The sequence below is a fragment of the Microcystis sp. M015S2 genome (assembly GCF_020245945.1).
Lineage (GTDB): Bacteria > Cyanobacteriota > Cyanobacteriia > Cyanobacteriales > Microcystaceae > Microcystis.
In genome coordinates this window covers 1-23,297 of sequence record NZ_JADBTX010000043.1, presented here as the reverse complement: position 1 = coordinate 23,297, position 23,297 = coordinate 1, and the positions used below count along the sequence as shown (strand labels likewise).

The following is a 23,297-nucleotide window of genomic DNA, read 5'->3' as shown; positions in this document are numbered from 1 at the left end:
AATCAACAATTAAAAAGAACGTAAAGCGATTAATTGTGCCTCAGCTTTATGAAGGGATTCTAACCATTCTTTTTCGGGATCGCTATCGGCAACTATTCCCGCTCCCACTTGTCCCCAAACGGTGTTTAAATTCCCTTGAGCAGTCATTAATAGGGTACGGATGAGAATATTCAAATCTAAATGACCCCGTAGGTCAATATAGCCACAGGAACCATAGAATAAATTGCGTCGCATCGGTTCCAATTCTTCGATAATTTCTAGACAACGAACTTTCGGACAACCGGTAATTGTTCCCCCGGGGAAAAGAGCTTTAATTAAATCAATAGCATGATACTTTTTATCTAATTTTCCTTGAACATTACTGACCAAGTGCATAACGTGACTATAACGCTCGATCGTCAGTAATTCATCCACATAAACCGATCCCCATTCACAAACTCTACCTAGATCATTACGTTCTAGATCCACTAGCATAATATGCTCGGCCTGTTCTTTTTTATTAGTTAATAGTTCCTCGGCTAATTGTTGATCGAGTGCCTCGGTTTTACCCCGGGGACGAGTTCCAGCGATTGGTCTAGTGCTGGCTATTCCTCTTTCTAATTTCACCAATCTTTCGGGAGAACAACTAATCATTTCTCCCCAAGGGGTACGCCAATAACTGGCAAAAGGAGAAGGGTTAATCTGTTGTAAACTGCGATAAATTTGCCATCCTTTTGCCTTAGTTGTGCTTTGAAATCTTAGGGATAAATTTGCTTGAAAAATATCACCTTTTCTGATATAGTCTAAGGCTTTTTTAACAGCTTTTTCGTAGTCGAGTTGAGAAGTATAAAAGATTAAGGGAGAGGGATGGGGATCGATAAACTCAAAATCGGGGTTAGTGGTTAAAGATTGTTCGTATTTATCTAAATCTTCAGGTTTAGTGGCAGCTAACCAGAGAATTTGTGCTTGGTGATCGAGAAGGGCAAAACTATCTGGTTCATACCAATAAGCGACGGGAAAAGGGAGACTATCAGCTTTCCTGTCGGGTAATTTTTCTATTTCCCAAGCTAAATCGTAGCCTAACCACCCCAACCAACCACCATGGAAGGGAAGATGATCGGGAAGATGATCACATCGGGGTTGGGGGAGTAAACTGCTTAAAAAGGGCAAAATTTCGCCCAGTGCGGGGGTCCAAAGCTGACGCGGGGAACCAGCACAAAGAGAGTAACGGGAGAGGGAATTACCCGGATAGGGACTTTCTAGTAAGGTAGCGATCGCATCTTGGGAGAATAAGCAGGCAAAAACCTCGGAACCAGTGCGCTGATGCAGAGGAAGCGATCGCCAATGCCATGCTAAAGGTTTTTGCATCTAAAATCGCGGGCCAAAATAGCTGGGAAATTGGGTATAACTAGGGTTTTGGTGTTAGTTGTGGGGGAGTTGATCTTTCCTATCTGCTAACACCTATTATCTTAGTCCTAAATGTTTGCTGCTTCCTAATTATCCCCGATAATCGAGGTCAATTTCTTTAGAACCGCCGCGCTGTAATTGGCCTAATAATTCCCCTAACTGACTCCAAACCAAACCACCAATAAAGATAGTCATCGGGAGAGAGATAGCGTAGGCAACCCAACCATTGAGAATAAATATATCTAATCCCGAGGCCAGGAAAAGACAGATCCCTACACAAATACCAATAAAAGGAATTTGTAAGGAACTGGATTTTAAAAGATTTTGATCGTCTGAACCCTTATTTTTATACCAATTGTTAACCACTTGCTTGAGACTAGCTTCAAAAGCGGCCCCGCAGGTAATACCGATAAATAAACCGGCAACAACCAGAAAATAGGGCGGTTGGGGCAGAAAATAATAATCCATAGAAAAAGTGATTAACCGATGATGACCTTAAACACTTTAACGCGAACTGGTTTCTCGCGGAAGGACAGCGGCCACACCTTGGGAGGATAATTCCCGAAAAGCGCTCATGGCCACATCCAAGAGTCGCCGCGGTTGCAATTCTCCTTGAATTAAACCCCAGAGACGTTGCACTTCGGCCGTGTGGAGACGGTCATCTTCCGTTAAAGCTAATAGCAATTGACGACGCAGATAACGACCTTCTTCCGAGAAAAGAAAAGTGATGCCTAATTGCGCGGTGGGCAGTAAATCGAAGTTACTTTCCGATCGAGCCATTGTAATCATGTTTTCTAGGCGTTGCCACTGAAATTTACCGTCTTTGAACAGTACATCCAGTAAACGCCGGCGCAGTTGGGGTGATTCCCCGGTCAGGAGACGTTTAGCGACGTAGGGATAGGCCACTTGGACGATTTTGAAGTTAGGATCGAGGGTGAGGGCTGCCCCTTCTTGGGTGACGAGGGAACGAATAATCAGGGCGAATTTGGCGGGAATCCGGAAGGGATATTGGTACATCAATTCGGAGAAATCATCGGTAATAGTGCGGAAATTGAAGTCACCGACCCTTTGACCGATGGCATTGCCTAAAACCCGTTCTAGAGCCGGAATAATTGGTTTTATATCCGTTTCTGGGGTTAAAAATCCCAGTTTGACAAAGTTGGCGGCTAGGTTTTCGTAGTCTTTGTTAATTAAATCGACGACGCAACTAGCGAGGGTTTCTTTAGTTTCCTCCTCTAACTGGTCCATCATGCCAAAATCGATATAGGCCATGCGACCATCAAAGGTGGCGAAAAGATTACCCGGATGGGGATCAGCGTGGAAAAAGCCGTGTTCGAGGAGTTGCTGTAATCCCGAGGTTACGCCGATTTTAACGATACTATTGGGGTCTAATCCTAAAGCTTTGATGTTCTCGGTATCGGTGAGTTTATAGCCATCAATCCATTCCAGGGTGAGGACGCGGCGACCACTATAACGCCAGTAGATACTGGGAACTTTAACTTCGGGGTTATTTTGGAAGTTGGTGGCGAATTTTTCAGCGTTGCGACCTTCGTTTTGATAGTCGATTTCCTCAAACAGTTTGGTGCCGAATTCATCGACAATCAGGGTGAGGTCGTGGCCGAGATTGAGGGGTAATAAACGACCGAATTTTTGGGCAGCCCAGCGCATTAGGTATAAATCGAGGCTTAAAAGCGACCGCAGCCCCGGTCTTTGCACTTTAACGGCTACTTCTTCGCCGGTGGGTAGAATAGCTTTGTAAACCTGTCCTAAACTAGCGGCAGCCACGGGGGTGGGGGATATTTCTCGATAGGCTTTTTCTACAGGCATCCCCAATTCTGTCTCGATAAGGGCAAAAGCGATGTGGTTATCGAAGGGGGGAAGTTGGTCTTGCAGTTTAACTAATTCGTCTAAAAAGTCTTTGCGAACGAGGTCGGGACGGGTAGAGAGAGCTTGACCGACTTTGATGAAGGTGGGACCCAAACGGGTGAGAATTTGCCTAAGTTCGCTGGCACGCCTGTATTTATTGGCTTCTTCTTGCTTTGTCCATTTGTCCCAGAGGAGACTGAGGAGAAATAATCCTAAAGACCAAATAATCACGAAAGCGCGACCGAACAATTGCCAAGGTTTGTAACGGTATTGTTGAGCGATCGCTTCTGCACTGTAAGGAGTGAACTGTGTTTCTTCTCGTTTCCGGTCAGTTTGACTGTCTTGATGCCGACTCACTAGCTAATCTCTATATATCTTACACCACTTGATATTGTATCTAAGTTCCTGACATCAGTATACAAAACTACACATTATTTAATAATTGTTATAATTCCCAGAGAAATCATAAGTATTTATGGATGGACTGCCGGGGAAATTTTCGGCTAGTGGATGTCCTCAAGTACCTGATGGATATTTTCAACAAGCTGTTCTATAAAGTTAACGGCATCATTAACCATATTTTCATCGATATTCCAGCGACTACCAATACCATAACTCGGGTCTATATCAGCTTCATGGGCGATTTTATTCCTTCGATCAACAATTGCGCTAAGTTGGCTTTTAATATCTTTGGCTGGTTTATAGCGGTAAGCGCTTGAGTGAGATACAGACCAAGCTTTGCCTAGCATGGTTTATAGATCGTGACACTGTACCTCATACGACTGCACACCGCTATATTTAGTTTGCTGGCCACTTCTTTCCACAATTCCTTGGCTGAAATTAGTCTAATGGCATCCGCTATCTTGTTCGGTTGTTGATAGCTTTCATAGCTGAGTTTTTCTCTAATTTCAGCCTCTAGCCAATGATTACTATTAAGTTTGTTGGTGAGGAGATTTTCAATCATTGGTAGTACCTCGGAAATTGAGCGAGATTCTTGACCAAAAAAAGAACCGTAGTTTTGTTGAATTTCGTTCTCTAACCAAGAGCCAATACTAATAGCTATCAATCGTTCTTGTCGTGCGCCATTCAAGGAGACTTTAAAACGAGAAAAGGCAGAGGGTTCTGAACGTTGGCCTCGATAAATTTCTAGCATTCCTAGAGTAACCACTTCGTGAATATAATAATCTAAAGCGCTCACAGTCAGGACTAAAGCGGCTCTGAGGATATCCGATACATCTGGGGCGGGAGTAGTCTGAGATTTGAGAGAATTGTGGATAGCGATTAAGTCACGAACGCGAGCAATGCTAAGGCGAAATTGTTCAATTGCTAACTGCATAAATCTCGGAGGTAAGACCGATAACTTTGTCTGCCAATTCAGCAAAAATCTTCTTAAAGTCTTCTTGTTTTTCTTGAGCTTTATCCAATACTTTACCTTGCCATTTAGCCGAGCGCAATTGTTCATCAGTTAACGCAAAAACAGGCCGTTGATGTTCTTGGGATAAAGCAATAAGACTATTAAAATTAGGGATTTTTACTAGAGTACAGCAGTCTGGTACACCATTCTCATTGTACATCGAATCAGGTAACATCATGGCATTTTTTTTTAGGGCTGGAATCATTTTATCGCTGATATTTTCCTCGATTGTGTTAATCCATTTTTGAAAAGCTTGTGTTTCTTTCCTCCGAATAATTCGATAGTTCTGAACAATAGTTCCCAAAAAATGTAGGTTAACTTCGGGGAAGGGATAGTTGGCTGTTTTGAGAATTGGTAAAGCACTAGCTGCCTTGGCCCATTGATACCACTTAGGCAAGATTTTAGTTAGAGAATCGATAGCCATAACTGAGAAAAAATCCGCTGCGGTTGGCACAATAAAAAAGTTACTGGTCATCAGTATATTTTGATTGATTGACCCCAAACTGGGACTCATATCGATTAAAATATAGTCAGCTTGAAATCTTTCGGCAGTTTTGTCTAATAAATATGTAATCGCACCGGGGAGATTTTTTAAAGCCTGAATTGACCCACTAAGTTCTTGAGCAATACCTAGGGTAACTTCATATTCAGCTAATCCCACATGACCAGGCAGTAAAAATAAGTCATCACGACCATCAATAGGAATACAGTCCACAGCTTCGATTAATCTCGGTTGAGACTCAAAAGCAGGTGCTAAAGCTGTTTTAATATTAGAGTAAGTATTGTAGATGGCTTGTAGTCTTTCCTCCCTATCTTCACTTTCATTAGTCAAAGCCATACCAGTTAAGTTACATTGGGGATCGGTATCGACAATAATTACTCTTTTGCCCTTCTCAGCAAGCATCCAACCAAGGTTAAAAGTGGTTGTAGTTTTGCTCACTCCACCTTTATGATTAAAAAAAGCTATTTTTTGCACCATGGCATTAATTATATTTGAAGATTGTTGCCTTTGGTCATTATTGTAACATCAGTGTGGAGATTTTGCCATGATTTCTAGGCTAGAATCAGAGTTTCGGATTACTCGTTTTAATGCCTAGCAATTAAGGAAAAATTGCGCCATGGTTTCCACCCTAACACCCCCAACCAGATATTTAAGCAATTTCATCGGGATTAATGCCCAATTCTCGCAGCTTTTGGGCTAATTTTTCCGCCCGTTGTTGTTCTCTTTCTTTGGCTAATCTTTCCTGTTCTTTGGCTAATCTTTCCTGTCGGGCTGACTCTTGAGGGGTGGGAACCAATTCACCCGATTCGGTGAAATAGCGCAATTTATTGGCAAAAATCCCTAAATATAATCCTAGTTGCTTACTCCATAAATAACCGTTTTTATTGGGGGTAATCGGTTGGTATTGTCCCTCGATTAAAGTGAATCCTTGCCATTCTAAAGTATTGGGATCAAACAAAAAATACTCAGGAGTCCGGAAAGTATGCTGATATAGTTCCTTTTTGGCTTTTCTGTCCACATTAGCGGTGGAATCGGAGAGAATTTCGATGATTACATTGGGATATTTACCCCCTTCTCCCCAGACGACCCAACTTTTCCTGGGACGTTTCTCCGTATCTAAAACCACGAAAAAATCTGGTCCACAAAAATCTCGCTGTTTCAGTTGTCTTTCGTTATAATAAATAGTCAAATTGCCCGAGGCATAGTAATCGTTTCTATCTTGCCAGAGCCAATCAAGACAAGATAATAATAAAATAATTTGTTGTAAATGCAGATCACTTTCCAAGGGTGGTTCATCACTCCATAAATCGGTGGGAGGACAGACAATATCGGTAGCAATATCTAGGGTTGTCATCGTTTATAAACCCATTGAGTCAATTTGGGGTGATTCTAGCAACAAGCCACAATCAATACACTTATATTATAAGTCCGATCGTTTTGCTTGGGGTACATCTCATTTTTGTAAATCGACTAAGTTGCGATTTTTAAGGGGAAACTTTCTCCTAAAATCGGCCGTTACTTTCGGTTTTATCACTCAATCCAAGCTTTTGGGGGGTTCTACCCCCCAAACCCCGGAGCGCATTAGTTTTTCGGTGAGATGCTTACACGCGATTGTTCATATTTTTGTACCAATTTAATAGTCACTGATAATTGCTGATTGTCGGTATTTCTGCAAATGTGGGATGCAGCCCTTAATCTTCCGCTCGGTCCTAGGGAGATTTTTGTCAAGTCTGAACTCGAATTACTTAACAATTCGGTGAAGGTGAATCAACGAAATCCGTCAAGCTTTATTAAGGGGGATTTGCCCTCAATTCCCTTAGTTGAAGGACTTATAAAAACCAGAAAAAAGCAACTAAAATAACAGTGAGAGTGGCGGCAAAAATGAGAGCATATTCAATTTTCTTATTTATAATACCAATAACCACAACTAGGGTAATTGCCAGAAGAAACACACCGATATAGACTAGATCTTGACTACCTGAATTAACTAAATTATTATTTAAAGTCGGTGTGGGTGTGGGAGTTTGTAGAATTGTTGATGAGAGACTAATCGTGGAGGTAATGAACATAAATATTTATGACTACCATAGAACTAATTTTATACAGTAAACCGGACTGTCATCTTTGCGAAGGGTTGCTAGAAAAACTAGAAAAAATCCGTCAACCGGAGTGGCAGTTAGAAATTAGGGACATTACCAGTCGAGAGGATTGGTTTAACGCTTATCAGTACGAAATCCCCGTTCTCTGTCAAAAACTGGCCACGGGGGAAAAAATCCTTCCTCGTCTTTCCCCCCGGGCAAATGCCGAACAATTGGCCCGTCTTTTAGCCAATAATTTAACCTAGGGGCTAATTACCCGGACTAGGACTAGGGACCGGACTAGGAGAGGGAGAAGACTGGGCGACTGGTTGCGGTTTGGCTGCGGGTTGAGTTTGATACCATTTAAAGTGTTGGTAGGCCGTGCGCGATATTTGTTGAATCAGAGTCCTAGCGTTACTATCATTGTGAGGACGTTTCACCATCACTGCCCCTAGATAGCGTTTGCCGTTGGGCATATCAATAATCCCCGCATCCCCTAACATCGAGCCAATATCACCGGTTTTATGGGCAATATCGGCGGCTTTCTCGATACCTTGCGGCAGCAGGGTGCGAGTGCGCGTTTCCTGCATAATATTCAATAGACGATCGCGGGAACGTAAACTGAGTAATTCCCCTTGATTAACTTTTCCTAAGATTGTCACCAAATCTCTCGGACTTGTGGTATTGGTTCCTTCCAAGTCTGGTAAAGGGTTATTAATTACCGTACTGGTCAAACCCCAAGCTTGAAAACGCTGATTAAGAGCCTTTTTGCCGCCCATGCGCTTGATTAACATATTAGTAGCGGTATTATCGCTAATTACGTTCATTTTAGTGGCGGTTTCTAGGGCAGTATAGGTTTTATTCAATCCTAGATACTGCATATCCCCAGACCCACTGGCCAGGACATCCTTACTGGCCACAAGGGTTTCATCGAGACGAATTTTCCCCGCATCCACATCTTCAAAAAAGGCCACCAGAATCGGGATTTTAATCGTACTAGCGGCGGAAAAAATAGTATCTCCGCGAAAATTAGCGTAAGCACCGTTATCGAGGTCAATAAATAAAGCTCCCGCCTGTAATTTCGGATATTTGACCGCTAAAGCCTGTAATTTCTGGTTGAGGCTGCTGAGATTTTCGTTTAAGACTAAGGTGGTCCGTTTTGGGGTGACGGGTTGGGGAGTCGGGGAATTAGTAGCGGTGGGTTTTGGATGTAGGGGTAATTTGCTCGGATCCACCACCGTTAAAACCGTACCAGCGATCGCACCTAAACCGACACCAAGGATAGAGAAGCGAAGAACCTGAAGGATAAAAGAGGCGATTAGGTTATTTTTACGCTGTTTTTGCGACTTTTTAACTGGTAAAGACCTTTTTTTATTGTTTGAGTCCATGGACTTAGGGGACCCAGGGCCGGATTGGACTTTAGTAGGACGACGAGTTACTTGACGAGTCACGGTTTTCCTCAAGGGTATCCAGATTTATTATCGATCGCTAGGAGATTTTTTTTTCTTGCCCTTGAGACTATCAAGACCGAGAAAAAGTTGCCCGATACTTTCAATATGACCGATAATACCCCGCAGCAGGGCTAATTCCTCCACCGTGGGCCGGGCCCGATGATAAAATTGCCGGAATTTCTCCATCCTAGCGGCGGCGGTGTGGGGGTAAAGATAGCCAATTTTGAGCAAAAAGCTCTCTAAGTGCTGATAATAGGCTTCTAGAGCCTCAAAAGTGGCATTAGGGGGCGTTTCTAACCGGGGTTCGAGCCTATTTTCCGTCGCCATTTGGTACAGTTCGTAGGAGCAAACCGCCACCGCTTGGGCGAGATTGAGGGAGGAATATTGAGGATTAGCGGGAATACCGACAAAACGCTGGGCGTGGTTCAGTTCGCTGTTACTTAAACCCCGGTCTTCTGGCCCGAAAATTAAGGCCGATTCCAGGTTAGGGGTGAGTAACCAGGGTAAGGCAGTCCGGGGTGTTTCCAGGGGAGTATTCAGGTGACGGGGTTTTGAGGTGGTGGCAATGATGCGATGACAACCCTGCAAAGCTTCCCCAAGGGTGGCTACCCGTGAACAGTTTTCTAGGACTTCAATTCCGTGTACTGCCATGCGTCGCGCTTCTTCTGCAAGGATATCACAGGCAGCATTGACGATAATTAAGCGACTTAAGCCCATATTCCGCATAATTCTGGCAGTGGAACCCACATTTAAGGCTCCAGCTGGTTCAACTAAAATAATTCTCAGGCGATCGAGCGGGGAACTCTGATTATTTTCATCTACACTCATAGATAAGGCGCAGTTTTTGACTTTTTAATTTTAATCATGGCACGTCAGCTCTCGAAGTCCGATCTTCCCAGTAAAATTTGTCCCGTTTGCGGTTTATCGTTTACTTGGCGCAAAAAGTGGCAAAATTGTTGGCATGAGGTCAAATACTGTTCAGAACGCTGTCGTCGTCGCAAGTCCTCGGCCAATCAGTAAAAAACCGAGAATTTTAACTATCAAATAGGCACTCTTGCAAAAGGCAATTTTTAGCTGAGGACTTAGATGGGTAATTAATTTTGCTTGGGTACTCTATTAGCTTTTAATTTTACGGCTAATTTAGTAAGCTGATACTTGGCTAAATTAACTTTTTCTTAAGAGAATCTCAATGCACATTGCCTGGTTAGGAAAAAAATCTCCTTTTTGCGGTAACGTTACCTATGGGCGAGAAGTGACTAATTCCCTGCTCGATCGAGATTATCAAGTCAGTTTTCTACATTTTTCTTCCGAAAAACCCACCGTCAGCGATTGGCCGGACTTTTACGACGAAATCACCCTGCCACGTCTCTATAGTTCCCAAGTCTATACTATTCCCACCCTGAAATCGAGTCGGGTTCTACAGGATAAACTCAGGGAACTGAAACCCGATCTAGTTCATGCGTCCTTACCCCTGTCTCCCCTCGATTTTCTGCTACCGGAAATTTGTGAGTCCTTAGATTTGCCTCTGGTGGCGACTTTTCACCCGGCTTTTGATAGTAAAATTCGCAATCTCATCTCCAGTACCCAATTATTAACCTACCAACTACACGCCCCTTTTTTAGCTAATTACGATAAAGTAATTATTTTTTCCACCTCTCAACGGGATTTTTTAGTTAAATTGGGAGTTCCCGAAGAAAAATTAGCAATTATTCCCAATGGGGTTGATATTAATAAGTATTGTCCAGGACCATCGAATATTAAATCTCAATATAATGCCGATTGTTTATTTGTTTATCTCGGTCGGATCATGCCAGAGAAAAATGTAGAATCTTTATTGAAAGCCTGGAAAAAAACCAATTTAGGGGATAGATGCAAACTGCTCATTGTTGGTGATGGCCCGTTGACTCCTTCCCTCAAACCTTTTTATGGAGAAGAAGATGGTATTATCTGGTTAGGTTTTATCGGCGATGAAAATAAACGAATTGAAATTTTGCGCGGGGTTGACGGCTTTATTTTACCCTCATTAGTGGAAGGTTTATCGATTTCCCTCTTAGAAGCGATGGCCTGCGGTGTTGCTTGTCTGGCTACGGATGTGGGGGCCGATGGGGAAGTGTTAAAAGGTGCGGGAATAGTTCTAGATACTAAAGGACTAATTACCCAATTAAAAACTCTCTTGCCTGTCTTACGAGATCATCCCGAATTAACCACAATTTTAGGACAAAAAGCCCGTCAAAGAGTTTTAGACTCTTATACTCTTAGCAAAAATATTGACCGCTTACAGTTAGTTTATCAAGAAGTGTTAGCCAAAAAACAATCTTCTCTTAGCTACTTTCACTAAGGAATTTATATGACGATTGCCCGGACAATTTGCTTGGGATTTATTGCGGTAATTTTAGCGGGAACTTCCCTGTTGATGTTGCCTGTTTCTACCACTAGCGGCACTTGGAATGACCCAATTGTTGCCCTCTTTACCTCCACTTCTGCTGTCTGTGTAACGGGTTTAGCAGTAGTAGATACGGGGACTTATTTTTCTTTTTGGGGTCAATTATTTATTGCTTTATTAGTGCAGGTGGGGGGGTTGGGATATATGACCACTACCACTTTTTTAATGTTATTAATTGGGCGAAAATTTGACCTGAGACAGAAGTTAGCGATTCAGGAATCTTTCGATCGACCTTTCCTACAAGGTAGTCAAAGTTTAATGAAATCAGTCATTGCTACTACTCTAGTTTTTGAGTTAACAGCAACTTTGGTTATGTTAACTGTCTTCGCCCAAAAGTATGATTTTAGGTATGCGGTGTGGTTATCTTTATTTCATAGTATTAGTGCTTGGAATAATGCCGGTTTTGGCTTGTTTAAAGATAACTTGATGTCCTATCAGTCTTCAATTATTATTAACTTATCGATCACAGGATTGATCATTTTTGGAGGTATCGGTTATCAGGTAATTATCGAGTTTTACACTTGGTTTATTTACCGCTTTCAATATAAACGAAAAGGCTTTGTTTTTTCCCTTAACTACAAAGTTGCTATCAGCACAACTATATTTTTATTAGTGATAGGAACCTTGGCTTTTCTACTTACTGAACAGGGAAATGGTGACACTTTGGCTAATTTATCAATTAAAGATAAATTGCTGGCTGCTTGGTTCCAATCGGTAACATCGAGAACAGCAGGATTTAATACCATTGATATTGGTAAAATTTCCGTAGAAGGTTTATCAATTACCATGGCTTTGATGTTTATTGGTGCCAGTCCTAGCGGTACAGGGGGCGGTATTAAAACCACAACCTTTAGGATTTTATACAACTGTACCCGCTCGGTTTTAAGAGGCCGTGAAGAAGTTACTCTCTATCAAAGGAGCATTCCCACGCCGTTAATTTTAAAGTCAATGGCGGTGGTTTTTGGTTCGGTTATAGCGATTATTATCTCCACCCTAGCTATCTCATTTGTGGAGACAGATTTTCAAATGATTCAACTGTTTTTTGAGGTAGTTTCTGCCTTTGGAACTGTCGGCCTATCTATGGGTATAACTGCCGCTTTATCACCGATTTCTAAGTTAATTATTGTTTTTATGATGTATTTGGGACGGGTAGGAGTTATACTTTTAATAGCGGCTATTATCGGCGATCCGAAACCAACAGTTATTAATTACCCCGAAGAAAACCTTTTAGTGGGATAATTAATAAGTAGGTAAGTGTTAAAAACTCTCAGCTCCCCCCGCCTATCGCTTACAGGTGTAGGTTTATTACAAAGAGGTGAGCAGTCACATACTCATGGTGAGAAAACCAAGCTAGAGATTTAGAGGAGCATCGTGAAAGACAATGCTAAACAACAAATATCTCAAGCAGTGGTCGTGCATAGAATCAGAACATCTGCCCCATTTGTCAATACCGCAAGCTATCGGATTGGCAACTTGGAGTTTTGGCATGGTCATGACCAAATCGAGCAGTTTGACTCAGGTGTCGAGGTTGATTGCGGCAGTCAACGAGGAAAAACCCAACACAGTCAGGTAGAGACTGAAAGAATGGTATGAGTCCTGGAAAGCGAAAAAAGGAGAAAAGCGCAGCACTCTTGAGATAAGCAGTTGTTTTGCACCTTTGTTAGTGTGGGTCATCAGTTTACTGCCTATAACTATAGAAAGAATCGCCCTAGCACTGGACGCGACCACTATTGGCAGTCTCGAAGGGTTCCGCTTCCAGACGTGCGAGGTCATTCTGTTATTCTGACTTCCCCTCCCGACGACTGGCTACTGACGACCGACTCCTAACCCCACCAACAAACTTTTTGCCGCAAAGCCTAATTATGTCTGATTTACGTCAATACGCTCCAGCAACAGAACGCAATCGTCAGCCGATTTTAGAAGTTCTTAGCCAATTTTTACCAAAGACTGGGAATATCCTAGAAATATCTAGCGGCACGGGTGAACACGCTGTTTTTTTTGCTCCTCGTCTTGCTCCTTGTCGTTGGATTCCCTCGGATTGTCACCCTCTGGCTCTAGATAGTATTCGCAGTTGGTGCGATTATTGTCCTAGTTCCAATCTCGCTCGCCCCCTATTTATCGATGTTCATCAGTCAGTTTGGGCGGTAGAGAAGGAAAATATCGTTATTAATGCCATTGTTAATATTAATATGATTCATATCGCCCCCTGGTCCGCTTGTTTAGCTTTAATGGCAGGAGCGAGTCGCATTCTCAGTTCGGGGGAAATTCTCTATCTTTATGGTCCCTATAAACGACAGGGAAAACATACTTCTCCTAGTAATGAAAGCTTTGATTTTTCTCTCCGTTCTCAAAACTCTGCTTGGGGAGTTAGGAATTTAGAAGATGTGGTGCAAGAAGCGAGCGATCGAGGTTTACAATTGTTAGAAGTAATTCCTATGCCCGCTAATAATCTCTCGGTTTTATTTGCCTTAACATAAGTGGTTAGGTGTTAAAAACTGTCAGATGCCCCCTTATTAAGGGGGATCCCCCCGCCTATCGGCACCCCCCTTATCAAGGGGGGCAGGGGGGATCGAACCCAAAATATATCTTCAATTTTCCTAACTTCCTAATTCATAATTCATAATTCATAATTCATAATTCTCACTGATAACTGATAACTGATAACTTATTTCCAACCAGCGCGATTCATTACCTGTACTGCTTTGGCTAAATTAGGACCATAATTAGCCACACTAACGGTATCTTCTTTCCCGCGTCCGAGTTTTGCCAGAACAGGGTCTAAAGGAACTCCTCGAACGACGGGATATTCTTGATTACCCTTAGCAAAAAAGTTCTGTGCTTCATTGCTAGAAAGATACTCTAAAAATTTAATGGCCGATTCTCGATTGGGGGCGGTTTTAATTAAACCACCACCGCTAATATTAACGTGAGCGCCGCGCCCTGTTTGGTCGGGGAAAATTACGCCTACTTGGTCATAAATTGCCCGTTTAGCGGGGTCTTTTTCTTCGGCATACCCCGCTAAGTAATAGGTGTTAGCTAGGGCTAAATCGGCAATTCCTGCGGCTACAGCTTCGATTTGTGCCTTATCATTACCCTGGGGTGAACGGGCAAAATTAGCCACTAATCCCCGACACCATTTTTCTGCGGCCGCTTCTCCTTGGATGTCGATTAACCAAGCGGTAAAAGATTGACTATAGATGTTACTAGATGACCGGGTGACGACTTTTCCTTTCCATTTGGGATTGGTTAAATCTCCATAGGAATCGATTTCTCTGGGGTTAACTCTGTCTTTGTTATACATGATTACCCGCAAGCGTTTACTAAACCCGAACCAGTGACCTTTGGGGTGACGCAAATTAGCGGGAATTCTTTGGGTGAGAATGCGGGAATTGACCGGGGCAAAAATTCCCTGTTGGTCGGCCCGCCATAATCTCCCGGCATCTACCGTCAGGAGTATATCGGCAGGACTATTGCGGCCTTCGCTTTTGATCCGTTCGATTAATGGGTCTGCTTCCCCTTCCACGAGGTTAATTTTTATTCCCGTTTGTCGGGTGAAGTTGTCATACAATCGTCGGTCGGTGTTGTAGTGACGGGAGGAATAGAGGTTTAATTGATTAGTTTGGGCAGAAACCTCGTTTATTTTCCCTAATTGACCCACTGCTAACGCTAAGGTGGCTGTTCCCGCGCCTAGAAAGACTCTACGAGTTATTTTATCGTTCATTGCTCGATTCTTGGTAAAGTTGTCTTTTCCTATTGTACAGCTATTGAGAATAATTCTTATCTGTGCGAAAAATTATTTGTTGGGCTAGGGCGGTAGATGGGGTAAAATCAAGGTAAAATCAGGGTTTTTTGTTTTAATGAGGCTAATAAATCCTCGAATCTATCGCTAGTTAAGTTCAATAAGCCCAAAATGTTACCCTAAGCTCGATCGAGGGTATTGTGGAATAAAAGCAGCGAGAGTCAAAATAATGATCAACAGTAATCACCAACAAGCGATCGAGCTAATGTTAGCATCGGGAGACTATAATCAATTATTGTTATTTTGTCAGCAAGCACTGGCGGTTCATCCGGAAGTGACTGATTATTATCCCTATCTGGGATTAGCTTATTTGCTGCTAGGGCAGCAAGCAACAGCGCAAGAAATTTGGTTATTTTGGCTATTACAATCAGAGTCCAGTCAGGATTTAATTATGCTCCTCAAAAAAGAGATAATTAGAAATCTCGATTGCTGGCAGTTTGCCGAAGCTAAATTAATCTATCTCCAGTGGCTAGAATTAGAAGAAATAGAAGGGGATGAAGAGATAGAAAATTATGCCCTGACGGTGATAAACTCCTGTCTTCAAGAGGTGCAAGAGGCAATTAATCGGCGAGAATATACTTTAGCTGAGGACTTTTACTTAAGAATTTTATCTTGGCGTGAACAATTAGCTTACATCTGGCACGATTTAGGATATTTATACTATATAATTAACCGACTAACAGAATCTTTTAACTGTTTGGCACGAGCCATCAACTTAGAGGAAAATCAAGCCTTATATCATTATACTATGGCCATGGTGCTAGAAAAACAATCACGTTTAAATCTAGCTTTATCAGCTTATCAAAAAGCGATTGATCTCAAGGCTAATTTTGTCGATGCTTATAATAAACTGGGCAATTTATTTTATAAACTAGGGCAGCTAGAGTCAGCCGAAAAAATCTATCAGCAGGGAATTAATAACCAGGCTGATTTTTATCCTTTCTATATCAATTTAGGCAATGTCTATTTAGTTAAACAAGCTTGGACAGAGGCAAAAAATGCTTATAAAAAGGCCCAACAACTGGCAGGAGATAGACGAGAAATTAGTCAAAATCTCTCCCTTTGGGAAATTCTGCAAGCTGACCAAAAAAGAGCGGATCTTTACTCAGGTGATTATTTTTATCAAAGAAACCTCTATCAATTAGCATTAAACTATTATCAAAAATTATTAGCAATTAAAATAGAGGACAGCAACTTTTATTTAAATTGCGCCCATTGCTATCTCATTCTTAAAGAAGAAAAACAAGCTTTGGAAGTGTATAAAAAAGGCATTAGCTATCATCCAGAAAATATTGATTTACATTTGCGCCTAATTTGGTTACTACAAAATAATTATCCGATCAAGGTGGCAATTCAAGCAACTAAATCGGCCTTAGAGTATCTTCCCGATCACCTATCTCTGAAGTTAGAATTAATGCGTTTAATGCCAATAGTTTACACAACTCAAGCCGATATTATGCAATATCGATCAAACTACGAGAAACGGTTAGATAATATCTTGGAAAACCTTGATTTAAACACTAATAATCAACAACAAAAGGCTTGGAAAAGTATTGGATTAAGAACTAATTTTTATCTTCAATATCAAGCCAAAAATGATTTAGAACTACAAAAAAAATATGGAGAATTAGTTTATAAAATTGCCTCGGTTAACTTTCCTAATTGGGTGAAAACCCTAACCATGCCTACGAGAAAAATCCGTCTTGGCTATATTTCTGCTCACTTGCGTCATCACACAGTAGCGAAACTTTTTCAAGGATGGTTGCAGTGGCGAAATCGAGAACAATTTGAAATTTATTGTTATGGAATAGATATTAATAACACCTTCGATAATTTTACGAGAGAATATCAAGAGCAAAGTGATTATTTTTATCAGTTTGATAATCTGGTCAATATAGAAAGAATTGCTCAACATATTTTAGATAATCAGTTACATATTCTGGTTTATTTAGATATTGGTATGGATGCTCGTACTACCCAACTAGCAGGATTGCGTTTAGCTCCAGTACAATGTGTAACTTGGGGACATCCAATCACCTCAGGATTACCAACCATTGATTATTTTATCTCCAGTGAATTAATGGAACCCACCGAGGGAGATAATCACTACAGTGAAAAATTAATTCGCTTATCTAATTTAGGTATTGCCTATCCCAAACCTTCCCTTCCTCCCCAGAGAAAAACTCGTTTAGAGATGGGATTAGCCGAGGATAAAATCATCTACTTAAACTGTCAAAGTTTATTTAAATATCTGCCAGAAAATGACGATATTTTTCCTAGAATTGCTCGACAAGTTCCCAACAGCCAATTTATTTTTATCTGCCATCGTAGCGAATTTGTGACCCATTGCTTTCAGTCGAGATTAAGTCAAGCTTTTAATAAGTATGGACTCAATTGGCAAAATTACGGGGTAATGATGCCACAATTAGAACAAAATGATTATTTTCAGCTTAACTTATTAGCAGACATCTATTTAGATAACTTAAGTTGGTCGGGAGGAAATACCACCCTCGAAGCAATTGCCTGTCAGCTTCCAGTTGTTACCTGTCCCGGGGAATTTATGCGCGGAAGACATTCCTATGCTATCTTGAAAAAGTTGGGCATAACCGAGACAATTGCTAAGGATAAAAATCACTATCTTGAAATTGCTATCCGTTTAGGTTTAGATAATCAATGGCGACAAACAATCAAAGATTATACTAAAGTGAATATCGATACAGTATTTAACGATCAAACCTCTGTAGAAAGTCTAGAAAGATTTTATCAATCTCTAGTAGGAGAAGGTAAATAAAACTTTAGAGCTAGATAAAATTTAAAAAACTCACATCCGACGACCGACTCCCCAAAACGAAAACTTCCTACCTTATTATTAAGATAACTGCTATATAGCGGTGTGCAGTCGTATGAAGTACAGTGTCACGAGCTATAAACCATGCTAGGCAAGGCTTGGTCTGTATCTCACTCAAGCGCTTACCGCTATAGTTGAAACCCGATTAAATTTTCGATCGCCTTGAGCAAATCTTGATTAGTCCAATTTTGGTACAGACAAGCAGCGATCGCACATCCCCCCGCACCGACTCCCTCTTTGACGAAACCCTGTTCATAAGCTTGCAAAACCGGGTATTTAGAGGCAGAAAAGTCTAATTTTGTGGATAATAAAGGCACTTTTCCGATCATTCGGGCTAATCCCACCGTATCCCCCGTTTTATCTTCCGCTACCCAGCGAGTTGTGCCGACGATGATATTTTCCCAGTTAACTGGATAGGCATATTTAGCCACTAGAGCTTTAATTAGGGCAGAAACGGCTAACATTTGGGTTCCTCCGGCGAGGAGTACCCCACCCTGCCGACTGGCGGCGATGGCCATGCCAGCGACGAAAATCTGCTGAGGATCGCCTAGGGCGGCGATTACCTCAAAAGGATCAAAAATTTCTTTTCGGGCTAATCCCTGCTCAACTATTGCCTGTTTCTGAGCATGATTGCAATGGGGATGGCTGCTATTAACTTTGCCGTTGGCTCGATAACCCAATCCGGTGAGGATGGCGAGGGCGGTGGTGGTGCCACCGACCACACACTCGCCGATAATTAGATAACTAGACTCGCGGGCTAATTTTTCTCCCCAGGTTAGTCCTTGGGCGAACAGGTGTTTTACTATGTCGAAATCTAGGGCGCGGCCGGTGGAGAGACAACGGGCCGGTTGTCCCCCCAGTTCGATATAATCGACGGCCGGGGGCAAGGGTAAACCGGCGTTAAAAACCCGGACGGGAATGGCTAATTTTTCCACCACGGCGCGGGTAATATAGGCAGGGGAGGCTCCCACCGTTAGGGGTGGTAGGGGATAACGGGGATGGGGAGAAACTCCTTTAACGATAAATTCGGCATCGGCGATCGCTGTATATTTTCTATCTTCCGGGGTAGCACCGGCGGTGGAGATTCCGGGGATTAATCCTGTCTCGGTAAAACCTAAAACTAGGGCAAATATCGGAGAAGATTTTTGATGGCGCTCTAACCAATTTTGCCCCCGTTCGATTTCCGTGTAAATTTTAATCATCTGTTGATTTTGTCCTCTTACTTATCACGATTTCCCTCTCTCCATGAGATGATCTTTGATTTCAACATATTTAGAAAATAAGTTATCAATACTAGCCAGTTTTGCCCCGTATGCTAGGGCTGTAGCCATAATAATACGGTCAAAAGGATCTTTGTGAATGGGAGATAAATTAACGGCTCTAATGGCAATTTCGGGGGTAATTGAAAATATATCTATTTTAGCTACTGTTAAAGCTTGTTGAATCCACTCTTGAAGGGGATAACTTAATTCTAATCTCCCCCGTTGGTTAGCAAGGGCTATTTCATAGCAAGAAATGGGGGAAACTCCGAGAGATTCTGCTAACTCAAATTTTTCTAGCCAATGCTCGGGAAATCTGTCAAAATTGCCATTTATTAACCACAACCAAATATGAGTATCAAGCACAATTACTTCAGACATTCCCAATCTTCTTCATCTACAATAGGACTGACCATATCACCTAGTATTTTAGCTTTACCCACCATATTCTCAACTGGAAAATGACGTTTGAATAAGGATGGTTTTTCTTCTAATAAGTTGTTTTTGCTGGCGGTGAAATTTTTAATTAATTGATAAAGTTCATCTAGTTGTTCTTCAGGTAAATTATCAATTGCTGTTTGAATAAGTTCTTTAACAGTCATAGTTTTACTCTCTATTTTCTGAACTTGAGTTATACTATAACACAACGGTTCCTTCAATAAAGGGACTCATCTTGAGATTTTACCTAAAATACAGCAGACTAAAAAGACTCATTTAAACCGTTTATTCTTAGATTAGCGGAATCTCCCCTAATGCAAGAGTGCCTCGTCTCAAAAAGTAATTTAAACACTTAACAGCTTATGTCTCCCCTGTCTTCTGCAATTATCGATACTTGGCGACGTTTTTACCGAGATCCCCTGGCAACAATAGGAGCGATCGCATTAATTATAATTATTCTTGCCGTCCTATTCGGTCCGATTTTTTATCGGGTCCCCATCAATACCATTGATTTTAGTCAAACCACTGCTCCCCCTAGTTTAAAACATCTTTTCGGCACTAACGATCTGGGCCAGGATCAATTGGCGAGGATTTTGGTGGGGGGTCGAATTTCCCTAGCGGTGGGGATTGCTGCTATGATAGTTGCGATTATTCTAGGGACGGCGATCGGGGCTATTTCCGGGTTTTACGGGGGCGCAATCGATGGCTTATTGATGCGATTAACGGATTTATTCCTATCTTTGCCCCAATTACCCCTACTTTTACTGATTGTCTATCTATTTCGCGATAGTATCAAAAAAATCGCCGGACCGGAAACGGGTATTTTTATCCTCGTGGTTTTAGTAATCGGGGGTTTAAATTGGATGTCGGTGGCGCGATTGGTGCGGGGAAATTTTTTAAAATTACGCGAGATGGAGTTTGTCTCGGCTGCGATTGCTTTGGGGGCCACTCCTTTCCGTTTAATCTGGGTGCATTTATTGCCTAATGTTTTGGGAATGATTATCGTGGCGGCCACTTTAGCCGTGGGTAATGCGATTATTACCGAGTCAACCCTGAGTTTTTTGGGTTTGGGTTTCCCCCCCGATGTGCCGACTTGGGGACAAATGTTATTTAAAGCTAAAGATTACTTGACAACTGCCCCCCACTTGGTCATTTTTCCGGCTCTGGCTATCGTGATCACAGTGTTAAGTATTAATTTTATCGGTGATGGTTTACGCGATGTCTTTAATCCTAATGTTTAAGGAAGCGTAGAAGTGGATAATTGCCGAAAATTACCCAGAACCTCTATGATGATCAGTAACGATGGTGAGGAAATAAATACTGTGAGTAGCGTAACTGTCATTAGCGATCAGAAGTTTGACAAAGAGGTTTTTGAGGTCGAAAAACCCGTTTTAGTCTATTTTTGGGCGAGTTGGTGCGGTCCGTGCCGTCTGGTATCCCCCTCGATCGATTGGGTAGCGAAAACCTACGGCGAACGGCTAAAAGTAGTTAAACTAGAAATAGACCCTAACCCCAACTCGGTGGCTAAATGTGATGTTAAAGGTGTTCCTGCTTTACGCATCTTTAAAGATAACGAAATTATTGCCACTCATGAAGGGGCGATCGGCAAACAACAATTACAATCTTTTATCGATACCTATGTCAGCTAATTAGGTATCTGTGGTTATGAATAACTTAACCCTAGCACACCGCTTACAGGCACTACAATCCAACGTTTTTGCTGATATGGATCGGGCAAAAGCTGCCAGTAGAGAAGCGGGTAATGTCATTATCGATCTTTCGCTCGGTTCCTCCGATCTTGGGGCTGCTCCCCATGTTATCGATGCTATTGAGCGATCTCTCCACGATCCTCACACCCACGGCTATTTACTCCATAATGGGACCAGAGACTTCCGAGTAACTGCCGCTAACTGGTATAGCGATCGCTTTGGTGTCCCCGTCGATCCGGAAACGGAGGTTTTACCCCTAATTGGTTCTCAGGAAGGCACGGCCCATCTACCTTTGGCCATTCTCAACCCCGGAGATTTTGCCCTGCTCCTCGATCCGGGTTATCCCTCCCATTTGGGCGGTGTTGCCCTTGCCGGCGGTCAAATGTACGGAATGCCAATTTTGGCAAAAAATGACTTTCTGCCGGTTTTAGAAGACATTCCTGACCTAGTGCTGGCACAATCGAAGCTGATGGTCTTGAGTTATCCCCATAATCCCACCACAGCGATCGCACCTTTGGCATTTTTTCAAAAAGCGGTTGATTTTTGCCGTCAGCATAATTTAGTCTTAATCCACGATTTTCCCTATCTAGACATCTTTTTTGAGGGAACATCGCCCCCCCCGTCAATTTTACAGGCCGATCGAGATAAAACTAATTCGATCGAGTTTTTTACCTTTTCTAAGTCCTATAATATGGGTGGTTTTCGCATCGGTTTCGCCATTGGCAACCCGCAGTTAATTATGGCTTTGCGACAGATTAAAGCTATGGTTGATTTTAATCAGTATTTGGGCATTCTCAACGGTGCGATCGCTGCTTTAACCGGTAATCAAGATTCGGTCAAGGAAACCGTCGCTATCTTCCAAAAACGCCGGGATGTGTTTATTAATGCCCTAAATCGCATCGGTTGGCCAGTTGCCACCCCGGCCGCCACTATGTACGTTTGGGCGAAAATTCCCCCCAGTTGGCCGGGTAATTCCGTCGATTTTTGTCGGCAATTGGTGGCCCAAACTGGTGTCGCTGTTTCCCCCGGTTCCGGTTTTGGTAAGGGTGGTGAGGGTTATGTGCGTTTTGCCTTAGTTCACGATCCCGATATTCTAGAGGCTGCCGTGGAGAAAATTGGGGCTTTTTTGGGATCAAATCGATATTCTAAGCAGTAGTTATGCTGCAATGGATAACTTTCGCCTTGTTGCTGCTGATATTCCGGGTGATATTGGTAATGTGTCCACTCCCGAACCTTCTAGTATTATCGGACTAGGCATACTAGATGGTGGTTTAGTGGTGCGTCGCCTCGCTAAACGTCGTTAATCGGTGTGGGGTGGGGAGAAGGTCTAAAATTTCCCTAATTCCCTACCCTTTGCGGTCAAAAGCTTTAATTGTGCTGCTGTCTTTGTAATTCCTCGATAGTTGCGGGGGATAAATCGGTAAATTGGGCGATTTCTGGGACAGGAAAGCCAGCAGATAGCATTTTCATGGCAATTTGTCGAGCTTTTTCGTCTTTACCTTTTTGTAGTCCCTTTTCCTCGCCTTCTCGCCGTCCTTTTTCCTCGCCTTCCTCTAAAATATCTTGATAGATGACGGATTCTCTCATAATGTCACTCCGAAGAATATTTTTAATCGTCTCTCGATTGTAATTCCTCGATCGCGTCGGGGGATAAATCAGTAAATCGGGCGATTTCTGGGATAGAAAAACCAGCAGATAGCATTTTTAGGGCAATTTGTCGAGCTTTTTCTTCTTTGCCTTCTTGCAATCCTTCTTGTCGTCCTTCTTGTCGTCCTTCTTGTCGTCCTTCTTGTCGTCCTTTTTCCTCGCCTTCCTCTAAAATATCTTGATAGATGACGGATTCTCTCATAATGTCACTCCGAAGGATTTTTTTAATCGTCTCTCGATTTAATACTAACCCGGCGAGAATACTGGTGGCGGCTGCGAGATTGCTTTGCACCTGTTTTTGGGAGATAGTTTCTAGAGAACGGGACACCTGACTTAACACCTGTTCGGGGTCATCGGTATTGCTGAGGACAGCAAAGGGTAATAAACCGGGATGATGGAAAAATTGTGGTGTCTTTTCTTCCCAAAGACGGATAACTTGGAAGGAATGAAAAGTTTC

Annotated in this window: 24 protein-coding genes and 2 pseudogenes; 11 read left to right on the top strand and 15 right to left on the bottom strand. The window is 42.3% G+C overall.

Going from position 1 to position 23,297, the window contains the following annotated elements:
• Positions 1-9 precede the first annotated feature (9 nt).
• From IM473_RS08960 to IM473_RS08925, 7 genes and pseudogenes are all read right to left on the bottom strand, one after another.
• Complete coding sequence (locus IM473_RS08960) at positions 10-1,347, bottom strand: anthranilate synthase component I (protein WP_287659644.1); 1,338 nt, start codon at positions 1,345-1,347, stop codon at positions 10-12.
• A gap of 129 nt (positions 1,348-1,476) precedes the next feature.
• Positions 1,477-1,854: a hypothetical protein gene (locus tag IM473_RS08955; RefSeq protein ID WP_002801269.1), complete on the bottom strand. Its 378-nt coding sequence runs from the start codon at positions 1,852-1,854 to the stop codon at positions 1,477-1,479.
• Between the two features lie 36 nt (positions 1,855-1,890).
• Positions 1,891-3,609: an ABC1 kinase family protein gene (locus IM473_RS08950; protein ID WP_287659643.1), complete on the bottom strand. Its 1,719-nt coding sequence runs from the start codon at positions 3,607-3,609 to the stop codon at positions 1,891-1,893.
• 146 nt (positions 3,610-3,755) lie between these two features.
• A pseudogene (locus tag IM473_RS08940) lies at positions 3,756-4,588 on the bottom strand (HEPN domain-containing protein).
• A complete protein-coding gene (locus tag IM473_RS08935) occupies positions 4,572-5,645 on the bottom strand; it encodes a ParA family protein (RefSeq protein WP_287659640.1) in 1,074 nt (357 codons plus the stop codon). Before IM473_RS08935 ends, IM473_RS08940 begins: the two are co-directional and overlap by 17 nt.
• A 172-nt stretch (positions 5,646-5,817) precedes the next feature.
• Positions 5,818-6,522: a Uma2 family endonuclease gene (locus tag IM473_RS08930; RefSeq protein ID WP_287659639.1), complete on the bottom strand. Its 705-nt coding sequence runs from the start codon at positions 6,520-6,522 to the stop codon at positions 5,818-5,820.
• Between the two features lie 475 nt (positions 6,523-6,997).
• The gene (locus IM473_RS08925) at positions 6,998-7,237 is read right to left on the bottom strand and encodes a hypothetical protein (RefSeq protein WP_287659638.1); all 240 of its coding nucleotides are present in this window, start codon (positions 7,235-7,237) and stop codon (positions 6,998-7,000) included.
• 8 nt (positions 7,238-7,245) lie between these two features.
• On the opposite strand from IM473_RS08925, the gene IM473_RS08920 reads away from it, so the two are divergent.
• Entirely contained in the window at positions 7,246-7,512 is a 267-nt protein-coding gene (locus tag IM473_RS08920) for a glutaredoxin family protein (protein ID WP_002750529.1), read from the top strand.
• Positions 7,513-7,515: 3 nt separating this feature from the next.
• On the opposite strand, the gene IM473_RS08915 is transcribed toward IM473_RS08920, so the two are convergent.
• Together IM473_RS08915 and IM473_RS08910 are read right to left on the bottom strand one after the other, a co-directional pair.
• Positions 7,516-8,697 (bottom strand): serine hydrolase, encoded by a 1,182-nt coding sequence (locus IM473_RS08915; protein WP_287659637.1) that lies wholly within the window; start codon positions 8,695-8,697, stop codon positions 7,516-7,518.
• A gap of 27 nt (positions 8,698-8,724) precedes the next feature.
• The gene (locus IM473_RS08910; protein WP_287659636.1) at positions 8,725-9,525 is read right to left on the bottom strand and encodes an RNA methyltransferase; all 801 of its coding nucleotides are present in this window, start codon (positions 9,523-9,525) and stop codon (positions 8,725-8,727) included.
• Positions 9,526-9,561: 36 nt separating this feature from the next.
• Here IM473_RS08910 and IM473_RS08905 point away from each other — a divergent pair, with 36 nt between their 5' ends.
• From IM473_RS08905 to IM473_RS08885, 5 genes are all read left to right on the top strand, one after another.
• Complete coding sequence (locus IM473_RS08905; protein WP_002731581.1) at positions 9,562-9,717, top strand: DUF2256 domain-containing protein; 156 nt, start codon at positions 9,562-9,564, stop codon at positions 9,715-9,717.
• A 169-nt stretch (positions 9,718-9,886) separates the two neighbouring features.
• On the top strand, positions 9,887-11,035 hold the full coding sequence (locus IM473_RS08900; protein ID WP_287659635.1) for a glycosyltransferase family 4 protein: 1,149 nt from the start codon (positions 9,887-9,889) through the stop codon (positions 11,033-11,035).
• 9 nt (positions 11,036-11,044) lie between these two features.
• The gene (locus IM473_RS08895) at positions 11,045-12,379 is read left to right on the top strand and encodes a TrkH family potassium uptake protein (protein WP_287659634.1); all 1,335 of its coding nucleotides are present in this window, start codon (positions 11,045-11,047) and stop codon (positions 12,377-12,379) included.
• A 142-nt stretch (positions 12,380-12,521) separates the two neighbouring features.
• Positions 12,522-12,713: a hypothetical protein gene (locus IM473_RS08890; protein WP_287659633.1), complete on the top strand. Its 192-nt coding sequence runs from the start codon at positions 12,522-12,524 to the stop codon at positions 12,711-12,713.
• Positions 12,714-13,002: 289 nt separating this feature from the next.
• Positions 13,003-13,617 carry a DUF938 domain-containing protein gene (locus IM473_RS08885; protein ID WP_287659632.1) on the top strand — a complete coding sequence of 205 codons (615 nt, stop codon included), beginning with the start codon at positions 13,003-13,005 and terminating at the stop codon, positions 13,615-13,617.
• Positions 13,618-13,805: 188 nt separating this feature from the next.
• On the opposite strand, the gene IM473_RS08880 is transcribed toward IM473_RS08885, so the two are convergent.
• Complete coding sequence (locus tag IM473_RS08880) at positions 13,806-14,861, bottom strand: Fe(3+) ABC transporter substrate-binding protein (protein ID WP_287659631.1); 1,056 nt, start codon at positions 14,859-14,861, stop codon at positions 13,806-13,808.
• A 247-nt stretch (positions 14,862-15,108) separates the two neighbouring features.
• On the opposite strand from IM473_RS08880, the gene IM473_RS08875 reads away from it, so the two are divergent.
• Positions 15,109-17,730, top strand: a complete 2,622-nt coding sequence (locus IM473_RS08875; protein ID WP_287659630.1) for an O-linked N-acetylglucosamine transferase, SPINDLY family protein — start codon at positions 15,109-15,111, stop codon at positions 17,728-17,730.
• A 185-nt stretch (positions 17,731-17,915) separates the two neighbouring features.
• Here the strand turns inward: IM473_RS08875 and cobT are convergent, their stop codons facing one another.
• From cobT to IM473_RS08860, 3 genes are read right to left on the bottom strand one after another with little or no spacing between them, the layout of a single operon-like run.
• Complete coding sequence (cobT, locus tag IM473_RS08870) at positions 17,916-18,989, bottom strand: nicotinate mononucleotide-dependent phosphoribosyltransferase CobT (RefSeq protein WP_287659629.1); 1,074 nt, start codon at positions 18,987-18,989, stop codon at positions 17,916-17,918.
• A gap of 24 nt (positions 18,990-19,013) precedes the next feature.
• On the bottom strand, positions 19,014-19,427 hold the full coding sequence (locus IM473_RS08865) for a type II toxin-antitoxin system VapC family toxin (protein WP_287659628.1): 414 nt from the start codon (positions 19,425-19,427) through the stop codon (positions 19,014-19,016).
• Positions 19,415-19,648, bottom strand: a complete 234-nt coding sequence (locus tag IM473_RS08860; RefSeq protein WP_002739069.1) for a hypothetical protein — start codon at positions 19,646-19,648, stop codon at positions 19,415-19,417. The genes IM473_RS08865 and IM473_RS08860 overlap by 13 nt, the downstream gene beginning before the upstream one ends.
• 198 nt (positions 19,649-19,846) lie before the next feature.
• Between IM473_RS08860 and IM473_RS08855 the strand changes: the two genes are divergently transcribed.
• The 4 genes and pseudogenes from IM473_RS08855 to IM473_RS22525 form a co-directional block, all read left to right on the top strand.
• On the top strand, positions 19,847-20,725 hold the full coding sequence (locus tag IM473_RS08855; protein WP_287659627.1) for an ABC transporter permease: 879 nt from the start codon (positions 19,847-19,849) through the stop codon (positions 20,723-20,725).
• A gap of 45 nt (positions 20,726-20,770) precedes the next feature.
• The gene (locus IM473_RS08850; protein WP_287659626.1) at positions 20,771-21,133 is read left to right on the top strand and encodes a thioredoxin family protein; all 363 of its coding nucleotides are present in this window, start codon (positions 20,771-20,773) and stop codon (positions 21,131-21,133) included.
• A gap of 16 nt (positions 21,134-21,149) precedes the next feature.
• Positions 21,150-22,349, top strand: coding sequence for an LL-diaminopimelate aminotransferase (locus IM473_RS08845; RefSeq protein WP_287659625.1), 1,200 nt, complete (start codon positions 21,150-21,152; stop codon positions 22,347-22,349).
• 67 nt (positions 22,350-22,416) lie between these two features.
• Positions 22,417-22,497 (top strand): annotated as a pseudogene (locus IM473_RS22525) (PEP-CTERM sorting domain-containing protein); the annotation flags it as partial.
• A gap of 64 nt (positions 22,498-22,561) precedes the next feature.
• On the opposite strand, the gene IM473_RS08835 reads toward IM473_RS22525, so the two are convergent.
• Positions 22,562-22,780, bottom strand: coding sequence for an RpnC/YadD family protein (locus tag IM473_RS08835; protein ID WP_287659624.1), 219 nt, complete (start codon positions 22,778-22,780; stop codon positions 22,562-22,564).
• Between the two features lie 22 nt (positions 22,781-22,802).
• The coding region (locus IM473_RS08830; protein ID WP_502845925.1) for an Rpn family recombination-promoting nuclease/putative transposase at positions 22,803-23,297 on the bottom strand (495 nt) is incomplete at its 5' end.

Coding starts and splice junctions, on each gene's coding strand:
- IM473_RS08890 (WP_287659633.1), top strand. CDS start 12,522: ATGCTAAACAACAAATATCTCAAGCAGTGGTCGTGCATAGAATCAGAA.
- IM473_RS08885 (WP_287659632.1), top strand. CDS start 13,003: ATGTCTGATTTACGTCAATACGCTCCAGCAACAGAACGCAATCGTCAG.
- IM473_RS08935 (WP_287659640.1), bottom strand. CDS start 5,645: ATGGTGCAAAAAATAGCTTTTTTTAATCATAAAGGTGGAGTGAGCAAA.
- IM473_RS08865 (WP_287659628.1), bottom strand. CDS start 19,427: ATGTCTGAAGTAATTGTGCTTGATACTCATATTTGGTTGTGGTTAATA.
- IM473_RS08880 (WP_287659631.1), bottom strand. CDS start 14,861: ATGAACGATAAAATAACTCGTAGAGTCTTTCTAGGCGCGGGAACAGCC.
- IM473_RS08905 (WP_002731581.1), top strand. CDS start 9,562: ATGGCACGTCAGCTCTCGAAGTCCGATCTTCCCAGTAAAATTTGTCCC.
- IM473_RS08920 (WP_002750529.1), top strand. CDS start 7,246: ATGACTACCATAGAACTAATTTTATACAGTAAACCGGACTGTCATCTT.
- cobT (WP_287659629.1), bottom strand. CDS start 18,989: ATGATTAAAATTTACACGGAAATCGAACGGGGGCAAAATTGGTTAGAG.
- IM473_RS08910 (WP_287659636.1), bottom strand. CDS start 9,525: ATGAGTGTAGATGAAAATAATCAGAGTTCCCCGCTCGATCGCCTGAGA.
- IM473_RS08850 (WP_287659626.1), top strand. CDS start 20,771: ATGATGATCAGTAACGATGGTGAGGAAATAAATACTGTGAGTAGCGTA.
- IM473_RS08960 (WP_287659644.1), bottom strand. CDS start 1,347: ATGCAAAAACCTTTAGCATGGCATTGGCGATCGCTTCCTCTGCATCAG.
- IM473_RS08955 (WP_002801269.1), bottom strand. CDS start 1,854: ATGGATTATTATTTTCTGCCCCAACCGCCCTATTTTCTGGTTGTTGCC.
- IM473_RS08875 (WP_287659630.1), top strand. CDS start 15,109: ATGATCAACAGTAATCACCAACAAGCGATCGAGCTAATGTTAGCATCG.
- IM473_RS08845 (WP_287659625.1), top strand. CDS start 21,150: ATGAATAACTTAACCCTAGCACACCGCTTACAGGCACTACAATCCAAC.
- IM473_RS08855 (WP_287659627.1), top strand. CDS start 19,847: ATGTCTCCCCTGTCTTCTGCAATTATCGATACTTGGCGACGTTTTTAC.
- IM473_RS08835 (WP_287659624.1), bottom strand. CDS start 22,780: ATGAGAGAATCCGTCATCTATCAAGATATTTTAGAGGAAGGCGAGGAA.
- IM473_RS08900 (WP_287659635.1), top strand. CDS start 9,887: ATGCACATTGCCTGGTTAGGAAAAAAATCTCCTTTTTGCGGTAACGTT.
- IM473_RS08860 (WP_002739069.1), bottom strand. CDS start 19,648: ATGACTGTTAAAGAACTTATTCAAACAGCAATTGATAATTTACCTGAA.
- IM473_RS08925 (WP_287659638.1), bottom strand. CDS start 7,237: ATGTTCATTACCTCCACGATTAGTCTCTCATCAACAATTCTACAAACT.
- IM473_RS08930 (WP_287659639.1), bottom strand. CDS start 6,522: ATGACAACCCTAGATATTGCTACCGATATTGTCTGTCCTCCCACCGAT.
- IM473_RS08895 (WP_287659634.1), top strand. CDS start 11,045: ATGACGATTGCCCGGACAATTTGCTTGGGATTTATTGCGGTAATTTTA.